Raw genomic sequence first — 3,427 nt, forward strand, 5'->3', positions numbered from 1 at the left:
CTTGATGAGCTGGTGGGTGCCGTCGAGCAGAGCGATGAAGTCGCGCTCGCTCATGCTGCGGCGCTTGCCCTTGCCCGCCGGGTGGGCGATCAGCCATGGCACAGCCGGGTCCGTGAGCCGGGTCGCATCGCAATCAGCCCGGCCACCGGCAGCCGCCCCGAGCGGCGTCCGCTCACCGTCACGACCGGGGTGTGTCCGCGTCGTCCCCAGGTCCGGCCTCGGGGCGGTCGGCGGGTGAAGCCTGCTTCGTCCTCGAAGCAGATGTGGCCCCCGCAGGCCGCCCGGGCCCTTTTACCTCCGCCCAGGTCGCCTCCCTCCACACGGTCACGGCCTGCTCGTCGCGCTCGGCGACCCGCCGCACGGGGACCTGCGGGCTGAAACCGAGCCGGTGCATCAGCCGGGTGGCACCCGAGACGCTGTAGGAAACGTGGAACTTCCTGCCGATCAGCGTGGCCACTCTCGCCGCGGTCCACACCTGGTCCTCCACCCAGCCGTGCGCGGCCGGCCCCTCCTCCAGATACGCGGCGAGCTTGTCCAGGGAGCGCGGCGACAGACGGCATCGGGATCCGCTCGGCCCGCGCGAGTCCAGGGCCTCGATCCCGCCGTCCCGCCACAACTGGTGCCACCGGTAGGCCGACTTCCGGCTCACCCGGAGACGCTGGGCGACCTCCAGCGGCTTGGTCTTCTGCTCGAACAACTCGGCCGCCTGCCGCAGTACGGCCTCCCGACGCTGCCGCCCCGCGGCGGTCAGCCCGCCCCCATCCGCATATCTCACACAACACGAGATACAGCTCGCACCCCAGGCCCATCAGGCACATCGACAAAGACCACCCTGACGAGCCGAAGTCAGTAAGCATGCGGCAGGGCAGCAGATGAGGCGGGCACGGGTTCCGTGATCATGGAGTTGCGGCGCTCGTGATCATCAAGGAGGCATGTGTCTGCGCTCAGTCGGGGACTGCCGGGAGTGTGGCGGAGTTCGTGAGGGTGTCGAGTTGGGCGGCGAGGTCGGGATGGGCGGCTGCCAGGTGGGGGCGGGTGGCGTTGAGGGGGTGGATGAGTTCGGCGGGGTCGTTGTGGGCAAGGGCCGCGTGAAGTTGGCCGAGCGAGTGAATGGCCGCGGTGGGCAGGTCGGTGAGGGCGGTGATCTGGCCGGCGAGGCGGCGCAGGTCGGCGGCGTTGCGGCGGGCCCAGGTGGCGGTGGTGCGCCTCGCGGCGCGGCGTTCGCGGGTGGCCTGGACTCGTTGTTCGCCGGTGGTTCCTGCGGGGCCGGGCCTGCCCCGCAGGTAGCGGCGTTCGGCGGCCTGGCGGCTGGCGACGCCGAGGGGATGGGCGAGGTCGGCCCAGCTGGCGCCTGCGTGGCGGGCGGTTTCGATCAGGCCGGTTTCCCATCCGGCGAGCTGCTCGCGTACCTGCCGCAGCAGTAGGAGGGAGGCCAGGGCCTGCTCCGGGCCGACGCCGGGAGCGCCGAGGGCCTCGGGCGTCTCGTGCTGGGCTGCGTGCAGGGCGTCGTCTATGGCTTTCAGTGCCGCCGCGGCGGCGAGAAACGAGGCCGGGGTCTGCGCGCCGGCACTGGAAGAGGCTGGCTGGTCGGCTGCTGGCACGGGCACCTCCCTCAGGTTGTCATCTACTGGACGACGCTGTGTTTGTCATCCTTTGGATGACATGTTACAACGGTTTCAGTGCAGCGCATTGGCAGCAACTGTCTGAACCTGCTGGAGGTGTTTCGTGATGTTGATGCGCACTGACCCCTTCCGTGAGCTCGACCGGCTGGCTCAGCAGCTGATGAGCCCGGGCACCTGGTCGCGGCCGGCCGCGATGGCGATGGACGCCTACCGTGAGGGCGACGAGTACGTGGTGGCCTTCGACCTCCCCGGCGTCAGCGCGGACGCGATCGACATCGACGTCGAGCGGAACATGCTGACCGTCAAGGCTGAACGCCGCCCGGTCGCGAAGGCCGACGACGTGCAGATGGAACTCTCCGAGCGGCCGCTGGGTGTCTTCTCCCGGCAGATCGTGCTGGCCGACACCCTGGACACCGAGCACATCAAGGCCGACTACGACGCAGGCGTGCTCACCCTGCGCATCCCGATCGCCGAGCGCGCCAAGCCCCGCAAGATCTCCATCGGCGTCGGATCCGACCGCAAGGAGATCTCTGGCTGAACCGGGCGACGCGGGCCGAACAGCGGCGGAGGACGGGCACCTGATCTCCCCCTCACCCCGTCCTCCGCCCCCAGTGGACGGAAGAAGGGTGGCGGTCGAGGTGACCCTGCGATGGGAAGCGTTCCTCGACCACGTGAAGGAACGCGGCGAGTACAACAGCCTGCAGGAGGCAGAGCGCGCGGCCCGTGTGGTGCTCGCCCTGCTGGGCGCGCACCTGGTCGGCGAGGTCCGCGCCCAGCTGGCGGCACGCCTGCCAGAAGACTTCGCCCTGATCCTCCTCAACCCGCTCCAGAGCGCCGAGCCCCTGCCACCGGAGCGGTTCGTGCGGGCGACAGCGGCCTGGATCGAGGGGGCCACCGAGCAGACCGCTACCTGGGACGTCAGCGCCGTCCTCAGCACGGTCGCCGACGCCGCTGGCGACGACCTGCTGGGGCAGATCCTGCTCCAGCTCCCCGCGGGCTACGACCTCCTCTTCGGCCACCCCCAGCCCACCTAATGGGACCACCCGCACAGCCGGTGCCCGCGCACCGGCACGGCGACAGAGAGGCAACCACCGTAGTGATGTCCGACAGGCGTCCACCCCTCCAGCACACGCCCGTGATGACGTACGAGCAGATGCTGGAGAAGGTCCGCTACGAAGGCGCATACCCCACCCGGGAGAAGGCCGAGGAAGCCGTCCGCCTGGTCCTCGCAGGGCTCGGACGTCAGCTGACCGGCGACGAACGCGTCGAAGTGGCCGCCCGCCTTCCCTTCGAAGCCGCACGCATCCTCACCGCACAGATCCCCGACACTCAAACCCTGAGCGGCTGGGCCTTCGTCAAAGACCTCGCCGCCCGCACCGGCGCCACCCTGGGCACCACCCGCTGGGACACCGGATCCGTCCTCTGCGTCGTCGCAGCCCTGGCCGGCTCTGAGCTCCTCACCGACATCCTGCGCCAGCTCCCCTCGGGGTCGGGCTACGCAGTGCTGTTCGGCCACGCCGAACTCACCCAAGCCGCATAGGTGAAGCTCGAGCAGATGGCGCAGACCGCGCCTGCCGAGCGCTGGTGATCTTCCCCGGCGGTAAGCGAGGGCCCGAGCTGGACTCGGGGTTACTCTCACCCACGGTCCTTTGCGCGAGCAAGATCAATCACAGGCCGCTCCTGACTGGCAACGGTCCTGCTGAACAGGAGAGGCGCGGGACATGGGGCGAGCACCCCCGGCAAGGTGTTCTCGGGGCTGGACGGCCTCAAGTGGGTGCCCGAGCTGGGTGACGTCGCCGCGTTTG

5 protein-coding genes are annotated in these 3,427 nt (G+C 69.9%); 3 read left to right on the forward strand and 2 right to left on the reverse strand.

The window, feature by feature from the left end; translation table 11 throughout:
* Window positions 1-178 precede the first annotated feature (178 nt).
* Both AB0E67_RS36240 and AB0E67_RS36245 read right to left on the reverse strand, forming a co-directional pair.
* On the reverse strand, window positions 179-751 hold the full coding sequence (locus AB0E67_RS36240; RefSeq protein WP_362035100.1) for a winged helix-turn-helix domain-containing protein: 573 nt from the start codon (window positions 749-751) through the stop codon (window positions 179-181).
* A 193-nt stretch (window positions 752-944) separates the two neighbouring features.
* Window positions 945-1,601, reverse strand: coding sequence for a type III effector protein (locus AB0E67_RS36245; protein WP_362035094.1), 657 nt, complete (start codon window positions 1,599-1,601; stop codon window positions 945-947).
* A gap of 127 nt (window positions 1,602-1,728) precedes the next feature.
* On the opposite strand from AB0E67_RS36245, the gene AB0E67_RS36250 reads away from it, so the two are divergent.
* The 3 genes from AB0E67_RS36250 to AB0E67_RS36260 all read left to right on the forward strand — a co-directional run bounded on the left by AB0E67_RS36250 (window position 1,729) and on the right by AB0E67_RS36260 (window position 3,162).
* The gene (locus AB0E67_RS36250; protein WP_362035096.1) at window positions 1,729-2,160 is read left to right on the forward strand and encodes an Hsp20/alpha crystallin family protein; all 432 of its coding nucleotides are present in this window, start codon (window positions 1,729-1,731) and stop codon (window positions 2,158-2,160) included.
* 100 nt (window positions 2,161-2,260) lie between these two features.
* Window positions 2,261-2,656, forward strand: a complete 396-nt coding sequence (locus AB0E67_RS36255; RefSeq protein ID WP_362035102.1) for a DUF2267 domain-containing protein — start codon at window positions 2,261-2,263, stop codon at window positions 2,654-2,656.
* Between the two features lie 65 nt (window positions 2,657-2,721).
* Window positions 2,722-3,162 carry a DUF2267 domain-containing protein gene (locus AB0E67_RS36260; RefSeq protein ID WP_362035098.1) on the forward strand — a complete coding sequence of 147 codons (441 nt, stop codon included), beginning with the start codon at window positions 2,722-2,724 and terminating at the stop codon, window positions 3,160-3,162.
* The last annotated feature ends 265 nt before the right edge of the window (window positions 3,163-3,427 follow it).

The sequence above is a fragment of the Streptomyces sp. NPDC032161 genome (genome assembly GCF_040636995.1).
Taxonomy (GTDB): domain Bacteria; phylum Actinomycetota; class Actinomycetes; order Streptomycetales; family Streptomycetaceae; genus Streptomyces.